Genomic DNA, 7,465 nt, shown 5'->3' with positions numbered 1-7,465 from the left:
TCTCCCCTTGCGGGAGAGGGTGGCCTCCCGGAGGGAGGTCGGGTGAGGGGTCTCTCAGAAGTTTGCGGAGAGGTCTTTCGACCTCTCATCCGTCGGCTTCGCCGCCACCTTCTCCCGCAAGGGGAGAAGGGTCAGAGCCCCACGATCTCTTCGGCTCGCCGGGTCACCGCCGACAGCCGGGCCTCCCATTCGGCCACCAGCGCCTCGGGATCATCCCCGCGCCCCGCCCCGGTCGGGCCGTCCCAGACCATGGCGGCCTTGGCGAAGGGCAGGGGGACCATCGTCTGGTCCCAGGAGCCCAGGCGCAGGCAGGGCTTGGCGGCCAGGCCGACGAACAGCACCGGGGCGCCGGTGAAGCGGGCCAGGGTGGGGGTGCCCTTTTCCATGTGCTCGGCCGGACCGCGCGGGCCGTCGGGGGTGATGGCCATGCCGCCGCCGTCCTTGACCCACTTGATCATGTCGCGGAAGGCCTGCTCGCCGTGCTTGTTCTTGCCCAGGTCGCTCTTCTTGGCCGAGGAGCCGCGGATGGCCGGAAAGCCCAGCTTGTCCATGGTCCGGGCGATGAACTCGCCGTCGTTGGACAGCGAGATCAGGGCGCGCATGTCCTGGCGGGCCGGGCTCTGCGGCCAGCTGAGCGGCGAGAGCGGGATGCGCGAGTGCCACAGGCACAGGATCGCGCCGGTCCCCTTGGTGCGGCCTTCGGCCCACACGCCCTCGGCCTTGTCCTGGCCCTCGACGGTCAGGCGCAGGGTGGCGAAGACCAGCCTGGTGTAGCCGGCGAAGATCGAGGACAGGATCTTGATGACCAGGGGGGAACGCAGGGGCCTCAAGAGGCGGTCTCCTCGGAGCCGAGAGCGGGGGGCGCGTGATCCAGGTCCTGAGCCTTGGCCAGGCGGGCGTACAGCCCCTTGGCGCGGACCAGGCCGGCATGGGTTCCGGTCTCGACGACGCGGCCCTTGTCGATGACGTAGATGCGGTCTGCGTGCTTCACGGTCGACAGGCGGTGGGCGATCAGGATCGTCGCGCGGCCGGCCATCAGCCGCTCCAGCGCCGCCTGCACCAGGGCCTCGCTCTCGGTGTCCAGCGCGCTGGTGGCCTCGTCGAGCAGCAGGATGGGGGCGTTCTTCAGGAAAGCCCGGGCGATGGCGATGCGCTGGCGCTGGCCGCCCGACAGGCGCGCGCCCGCCTCGCCGACCCGGGTCTCGTAGCCTTCGGGCAAGGCGCTGACGAAGTCGTGGGCGGCGGCCTGGGCGGCGGCGGCCTCGATCTGCGCGTCCGTCGCGTCCGGCTTGGCGTAGGCGATGTTGGCGCGGATGGTGTCGTCGAACAGGAACGGTTCCTGGGTGACCAGGGCGATGCGGTCGCGCAAGCTGGCCAGGGTCACCGAGCGCACGTCGTGGCCGTCGATGCTCACCGCGCCGCCGGTCACGTCGTAGAAGCGCGGGATCAGGTTGAGGATCGAGCTCTTGCCGCCGCCGGACGGGCCGACCAGGGCCACGGTCTCGCCCCGGCGCACGTGCAGCGACACGTCGGAGAGGGCCGGGGCGTTTTCGCCATAGGCGAAGTCGACATGGTCCAGGCTCACCGAGCCGTCGCCTGCCGGCAGGGTCTTGGCGTCGGCGGGATCGACGATGGCCGGCTCGACATCCAGCGCGGCGAACAGCCGGCGGGCGGCGGTGAAGCCTTCGCTGAACACGGTCTGCAGGTTCGACACCTGGCGCAACGACTGGCCGGCGACCAGCAGGCCGCCCAGGAAGCCCAGGAAGTCCCCGGGCGTGATGCCGCCGCCCAGCGCCCGCCAGCCGGCGTAGAAGAACACGGCCGCGACGATCATCATCGTGAAGGTCTCGGTCGTCGGGGCGGCCATGGCCTTGGCGTTGCTGCCCTTGATCAGATGCTTCTGGCGGCGGTCGACCACCTCGGCGACGCGGGCCTGCTCATAGGCCTCGCGGTTCTCCATCTTGACGATCTTGACCCCGTCCAGGCTTTCCATGATCGCCGTCGACAGGTTGGAGGTCTCGCCCATGGCCCCCTTGGCGGCCTTGCTGGTCTTCTTGGAGAACCGCCGGGTGATCAGGCTGACCAGCGGCGCGATCAGCAGCACGGCCACGGTCAGGACGGGCTCGTAGCGCAGCATGGCCACGATGGCGCCGACCACGATCAGGGCCTCGCGCACGTAGTTGATGACGCCGGTGGTCGCCGCTTCGCGGATCAGGCCCGCATCGTACAGCATCGAGGCGACGTACGAGCCCGAATGGGCGCCGCGCAGGCGGGAGAGGTCGGCCCGCACCAGCTTGCCGAACAGGGCGACCTGCACGTCGCCGACCAGGCCGTTGCCGATGGCGCTGATCACCCGGGCCTGGATCACCTGGCAGATCCCGCGCGCGACGGCGATGCCGACGATGGTCAGCGGAATCGCCCACAGGGCGCCGGGCTTGGGATGGCCGATCAGGTCGTCGACGGCCGGCCCGGTCAGGTAGAGCAGCCTGGAGGTCAGATAGGCGACGGCGGCGGCCGTCACGACCGAAACCGCCAGGCCCTTCCAACGCGGCCGCAGATAGTCGCGCCAGACCCGCGCGGCCAGGGCGCGGTTGGAAAGCTCGGTCTCGGCGGCGTCTGTCATGGGCGAGGGGTCGGATTTCGCAGGGGGGCTGTCAAGGACGCCGGCGCATCAGTAACCGGCCAAACGACACGGGGTTTTGCAATAATCCCCAGCCCGCCCTATCTAGGCGCGTTTTCAGAGGATCGCCACTTGGCCGGTTTCGACCTTTCCACGCGCTGGGGGCGCTTCAAGACCTACCTCCACTACATGTGGAACGATCACGCCTATCTGCGTGTGGGCTTCACCAACGCCCACTGGGTCAGCCCCGAGCTCGTGCGCACCAACCAGCCCTGGCCGTTCCAGCTGGCCTGGTGGAAGAAGCAGGGCATCAAGACGGTGGTGAACCTGCGCGGCGGCTTCGACGGCAGCTTCTACGCGCTGGAGAAGGACGCCTGCGAGCGCCTGGGCATCAAGATGGTCGACTTCACCATCACCTCGCGCGAGGTGCCGATCCGCGCCCGCGTGCATGGGGCCAAGGAGCTGTTCGAGACCATCGAGTATCCGGCCCTGATCCACTGCAAGTCGGGAGCCGACCGGGCGGGCATCATGAGCGTGCTCTACGCCCACTATCGCCTGGGCCTGCCGATCGAGGAGGCCAAGAAGCAGCTGTCGGGCCGCTACCTCCACATCAAGGAGGGCAACACCGGCGTGCTCGACTACACCTTCGACCAGTACCTCGAGCGCGGCGCGCCCAAGGGCCTGACCTTCACCCAGTGGGTGGACAGCGACGACTACGATCCGGTGGCGATGAAGAAGACCTTCCGCGCCGGCATGCTCGGCAAGGTGCTGACCGACAAGCTGCTGCGGCGGGAGTAGTGACCCTCCCCCTGAAGGGGGAGGTGTCGCCGAAGGCGACGGAGGGAAGAGACCTCCGCCGCATGTGAAGGGGAACTTCCCCCTCCGACCGCTACGCGGCCACCTCCCCCTTCAGGGGGAGGATTTTGATTAAGCCGCGCTCGGGTCCAGCAGCTTGTGGGCGTGGATGATGAAGTAGCGGGCGTGGGCGTTGTCGACCGTGGCCTGCGCCTTGGCCTTCCAGGCGGCGTGGGCGTCGTTGTAGGTCGGGTAGGCGCCGACGAATTCCACCTTCGAGAGGTCACGGAACTCGGTTCCGGCGACATCCTTCAGTTCGCCGCCGATCACGATATGAAGAAGCTGCTTGTCGGACATGGGGGAGCACGTTCCTGCGGAAATTATGATTATGGCAGGTCGATATGCCCGACGCGTGACAGGATCAACGGGTGAAGCGCCCTATTCGCGCAAACCAGGCTCGGAACCGTCGGATTCGGCTGGTTGTAGGCGAATTTTCGGCCGAGGTGATCGGTAAGCAACGCTCCGGCCTCGTCGCAGATCAGGTCGGCGGCGGCCAGGTCCCACTCGCTCTTGGGGCTGAGCGCGATGGCCGCGTCGAAGGCGCCGGCCGCCACCAGGCAGACCCGGTAGGCGATCGAGTTGCGGGCCTCGATGCGCATCGGCGGCCAGGGCGTGCGCCAGGCCGGGTGGGCGAACATCTTGGCGTCGCCGAGCATGGCCGAACCGTCCAGCGCCTCGGTCGGGCTGGGGGCGATGGTCGCGCCGTTCAGGGTCGCGCCGCCGCCCAGGGTCGCCGCATAGGTCTCGTCCAGGGCCGGGGCGTGGACGACGCCGGCGATCGGCCGGCCGTTCTCGACCACGGCCACCGAGACGGCGAACCACGGCCTGCCCTTCATGAAGGCCACCGTGCCGTCGATCGGATCGACCACGAACTGGCGCGCGGTGTCGAGCCGGGTCGGATCGTCGACCGTCTCCTCCGACAGCCAGCCGTAGTCGGGCCGCGCGGCGCGCAGGCGCTCCTTCAGCAGGGCGTCGACGGCCAGGTCGGCGTCGGTGACCGGCGAGCCGCCTTCCTTCGACCAGATCTTCACGCCGCCTTCCCGGGCCTTCAGGGCCAGGGCGCCGGCCTCGCGGGCCGCGTCGAGGATCAGGTCGAGGTCGCTCATCATTTGCCCGCGATCGCCAGGCCGTCGACCAGGATGGACGGGCTGTTGCTGGCCCCGCGGATCTCCAGGTCGGACCCCACGACCAGCCGGCCGTAGATGTCGATCAGGTTGCCGGCGACGGTGATCTCGGTGACCGGATAGGCGACCTGGCCGTTCTCGAACCAGAAGCCCGAGCAGCCCACCGACCAGTCGCCGGTGTTGCCGTTCAGGGACGGGCCGAACATCGAGGTGATGAAGAGGCCGTCCTTGGCCTGGCCCATCAGCCCGGCCAGGTCGAGGTCGCCCGGCTCCAGCGTCAGATTGTGGGGCGAGACCCCGGGCGGGCCGGCCGAGCCGCGCGACGCATGTCCTGTCGTCTCCAGGTTCAGCTGGCGGGCGCTGGCGCTGTTGAGCAGCCAGGTGGTCAGCACGCCGTCGTCGATCAGGGCGCGGCGCACGGTGGCCACGCCCTCGTCGTCGAACGGGGCCGAGCCCAGGCCGCGCACGCGGTGCGGGTCTTCGGTCAGCTGGACGCCGGCGGCGAAGATCCGCTGGCCCAGCTTGTCCTTCAGGAACGAGGTGCCGCGGGCGATCGAGGGGCCGGAGATGGCGCCGATCAGCGGGCCGATCAGCGACATGGCCAGGCGGTTCTCGAAGATCACCGGGGCGGTGGTCGAGCCGATCTTGCGGGCGTTGAGGCGCGAGACGGCCTGGCGGCCGGCCTTGTCGCCGATGGCCTGGGGCGTCGGCAGGTCTTCGGCATGGCGCACCGAACGGCCTTCGCCGCCGCGCTCCATGCCCGCGCCCTCGCCGGCGATGGCCGAGGCCGACAGGCCAAAGCCCGTGGCCGCGTGCAGGCCCGAAAAGCCGTCGCTGGTGACTAGGCGCCAGGCCGTGGAGCTCCAGCTCGACGAGCCGCCGTCGGAATTGGTCACGCCCTCGACCGCGCGGGCGGCCTCTTCGGCCTCGCGGGCCTGGGTCTCCAGGGTCTCGGCGGTGGGCTCGTAGGCGTCGACCAGGTCGAGCTGCGGGAACGGGCCCTTGGCCAGGCGGTCGCGCGGCGCGAAGCCGGCATAGGGATCCTCGGGGGCCAGGCGGGCCATGGCCACGGCGCGCTCGATCAGCTTGGCCCGGGCCTCGGGGCTGACGTCGGAGCCGGAGACGGTGGCGCTGCGGCGGCCGACGAAGACGCGCAGGCCCAGGTCCTTGGCCTCCTCGCGCTCGACTTCCTCCAGCTCGCCCAGGCGTACGCCCACCGACAGGGATTGGCGCTCGGCGAACACGGCCTCGGCGGCGTCCGCCCCGGCCTTGCGCGCGGCGGCGACGACGTCATGCAACAGGTTTTCGTCCATGGGGCCTTATGACGAGCCGGGGCGGGCGGAGCAAGCGCCGCCGGCCCCGTGAAATTCAGGGAATGGCGTAGAACAGCAGGATCACGCCGCCGAAGACGTAGGCCAGCCAGGTGCAGATCATGCCGACGGCGCGCGGGATCGAGACGCCGCCGCTGCGCGACAGGCCCACGGCGTGGATCAGGCGGCCGGCGAACAGCACGAAGCCGACGCCGTGCACGGCGATGATCGGCGCGCCGACCACGGCCAGCACCGCCAGCACGCCCAGGCCCGTGGGGATGTATTCGCTGGCGTTGCCGAAGGCGCGGATGGCCTGGGCCAGCTCGGGAACGCCGCCGTCGCCCAGGGCCACCTTGTGCTTCTGGCGCAGGCGCACGACCAGCAGCGACAGCACCAGCAGCAGGAAGACGTGCAGGCCGGCCCAGAGGGCGGCGGCGTGGCCGGCGGCGGAAACGTCCATGGCGCGGACCTTTCGGAACAGAAAGCGGGGCCGCATATGGGCCCCGCTTCCGCCCGGAAGGCAACCGGTAACGTGGCGTAAGGTTGAGTACGGGGTCAGCGCAGGCTGTAGCCGCCGTCCGTGAACAGCGTCGTGCCCGTCGTGAAGCCGTTGGTCAGCAGGAACAGCACCGCCTGGGCGATCTCGTCCTCGCGGCCGGGGCGACCGACCAGCGAACCCTTGGCCTGGCTGGCGAAGGCGGCGTCGCGCACCTCGACCGGGCGGCGCGCCCAGAGGTCGCCGTCGATGGTGCCGGGGGCGATGACGTTTACCCGTAGGGGCGCGAGATCGACGGCCAGGCCGCGTCCGAAGGCCTCGATCGCGCCGTTGGCGGCGGCGTAGAGCGCCGCGCCCTTGGGCGGCCGGGCGCTGGCGGCGCCGGACATCAGCACCACCGAGCCGTCGGGCGACAGCTTCGGCGCGGCGGCGCGGACGCAGCGCACCTGGCCCCAGAACTTGCCGTCGAACGGCGAGGCGATGGCCGCCTCGTCGGGATGGTCGAACGGCGCGATCGTGTAGGTCGCGGCCGGGGTGAACAGGTGGTCGATGCGGTTGAGGGGCTCGAAGAACCGCGCGACGGAGGCGGCGTCGAAGAGGTCGATGGTCGCGGCCTGGGCGTTGGGGCCGAGCTTTTGTCGCGCCGCTTCCAGCCGGTCGGCCGAGCGTCCGCCGATCACCACGCGGCCGCCTTGGGCGGCGAACGCCTTCGCCGTGGCCAGCCCGATCCCCGAGCCGCCGCCGATCACCACCAGGGTTTTTCCATCATACTGCATGGCCGGAAGGCTAGGCGGCGGACGAGCGCGACGGAAACGACTTGAATTCCGATCATTCCGGACTTCAGTGCGGGAATGACCTTGCTTCCCTCCCTCGACCGCTATGGCGGCGTGCGGGCCTTCGTGGCCGTGGCCGAGCATGGCGGCTTCGCCGCCGCCGCGCCGAGCCTGGGCCTGTCGCCCTCGGCCGTAGGCAAGGCGGTGCAGCGGCTGGAGGCGCGGCTGGGCGTGCGGCTGCTGGCCCGCACCACCCGCAGCGTCGCCCTGACCGAGGACGGCCGGCT

Annotated in this window: 9 protein-coding genes; 2 read left to right on the top strand and 7 right to left on the bottom strand. The window is 70.3% G+C overall.

Going from position 1 to position 7,465, the window contains the following annotated elements:
- Window positions 1–131 precede the first annotated feature (131 nt).
- Complete coding sequence (locus tag DMC18_RS09120; protein ID WP_110121112.1) at window positions 132–830, bottom strand: lysophospholipid acyltransferase family protein; 699 nt, start codon at window positions 828–830, stop codon at window positions 132–134.
- On the bottom strand, window positions 827–2,623 hold the full coding sequence (locus DMC18_RS09115; RefSeq protein ID WP_110121113.1) for an ABC transporter ATP-binding protein: 1,797 nt from the start codon (window positions 2,621–2,623) through the stop codon (window positions 827–829). Before DMC18_RS09115 ends, DMC18_RS09120 begins: the two co-directional genes overlap by 4 nt.
- A 129-nt stretch (window positions 2,624–2,752) precedes the next feature.
- Here DMC18_RS09115 and DMC18_RS09110 point away from each other — a divergent pair, with 129 nt between their 5' ends.
- Entirely contained in the window at window positions 2,753–3,418 is a 666-nt protein-coding gene (locus DMC18_RS09110; protein ID WP_110121114.1) for a tyrosine-protein phosphatase, read from the top strand.
- Between the two features lie 129 nt (window positions 3,419–3,547).
- Here DMC18_RS09110 and DMC18_RS09105 read toward each other — a convergent pair whose 3' ends face one another.
- From DMC18_RS09105 to DMC18_RS09085, 5 genes are all read right to left on the bottom strand, one after another.
- Window positions 3,548–3,772 carry a DUF4170 domain-containing protein gene (locus DMC18_RS09105; RefSeq protein WP_101716954.1) on the bottom strand — a complete coding sequence of 75 codons (225 nt, stop codon included), beginning with the start codon at window positions 3,770–3,772 and terminating at the stop codon, window positions 3,548–3,550.
- Window positions 3,773–3,801: 29 nt separating this feature from the next.
- The gene (locus DMC18_RS09100; protein ID WP_110121115.1) at window positions 3,802–4,581 is read right to left on the bottom strand and encodes a 3'(2'),5'-bisphosphate nucleotidase CysQ; all 780 of its coding nucleotides are present in this window, start codon (window positions 4,579–4,581) and stop codon (window positions 3,802–3,804) included.
- Complete coding sequence (locus DMC18_RS09095; protein WP_110121116.1) at window positions 4,581–5,912, bottom strand: TldD/PmbA family protein; 1,332 nt, start codon at window positions 5,910–5,912, stop codon at window positions 4,581–4,583. The genes DMC18_RS09100 and DMC18_RS09095 overlap by 1 nt, the downstream gene beginning before the upstream one ends.
- 55 nt (window positions 5,913–5,967) lie before the next feature.
- Complete coding sequence (locus DMC18_RS09090; RefSeq protein WP_110121118.1) at window positions 5,968–6,369, bottom strand: MAPEG family protein; 402 nt, start codon at window positions 6,367–6,369, stop codon at window positions 5,968–5,970.
- Window positions 6,370–6,464: 95 nt separating this feature from the next.
- The gene (locus DMC18_RS09085; protein ID WP_110121117.1) at window positions 6,465–7,181 is read right to left on the bottom strand and encodes an SDR family oxidoreductase; all 717 of its coding nucleotides are present in this window, start codon (window positions 7,179–7,181) and stop codon (window positions 6,465–6,467) included.
- Between the two features lie 75 nt (window positions 7,182–7,256).
- Here DMC18_RS09085 and DMC18_RS09080 point away from each other — a divergent pair.
- On the top strand, window positions 7,257–7,465 hold a 209-nt coding region (locus DMC18_RS09080), incomplete at its 3' end, for a LysR family transcriptional regulator (protein WP_199232557.1).

The organism is Caulobacter sp. D5 (assembly GCF_003185805.1).
Taxonomy (GTDB): Bacteria; Pseudomonadota; Alphaproteobacteria; order Caulobacterales; family Caulobacteraceae; genus Caulobacter.
The sequence above is the reverse complement of the archived record's forward strand: the minus strand, read 5'-3'. Positions and strand labels throughout refer to the sequence as shown.